The following is a 483-nucleotide window of genomic DNA, read 5'->3' on the forward strand; positions in this document are numbered from 1 at the left end:
ACTTCCCCGACGGGTGTTCTATTGCCAGTCATAGTCAATCCTCATCCTTAGGCGCCTGACGCGGCTTCCACCCGTGGTCGTCCGAGATTTGTCCCGTGTTCATAATCAGGCGCACGCCCGGCTCCACTTCGCGCATCGACATCGGCACCGTCCAGTTGTCCCACGCATGGATGCCCGGCGACTTGACCAGGCCGACCATCGTCGCCGCCTGTCCGCCACGCTTTTCGTAGGCCAGCGTGCGACCGGGCACGCTCACTTCCTTCGCCCACTCGTCCGCACGCTCCTTCAGTTCACGCTCGGCCAGATTCTTGATTGTGGGCGCCTCACTGACGTTCCAAGCCCGCCGCACCAGTACGTCGATCGCTTCGGTGATTTCGGGCTTATCCGACTTGTCTAGCTCGCCCGCGCCCACGTTCGGGCTGAAGGCGTCGTTTTCCAGACGCATCAGGGAAAGCAGCGCGCCGGTCAGGCCGCGATCCATTG

At 62.7% G+C, this 483-nt stretch carries 1 pseudogene; it reads right to left on the reverse strand.

Annotation, left to right across the window (positions count from 1 at the left end):
* Positions 1–34: 34 nt before the first annotated feature.
* Positions 35–483 (reverse strand): annotated as a pseudogene (locus tag ACU8YE_RS24670) (DISARM system helicase DrmA); the annotation flags it as partial.

This window comes from Ralstonia sp. VS2407 (assembly GCF_052950655.1).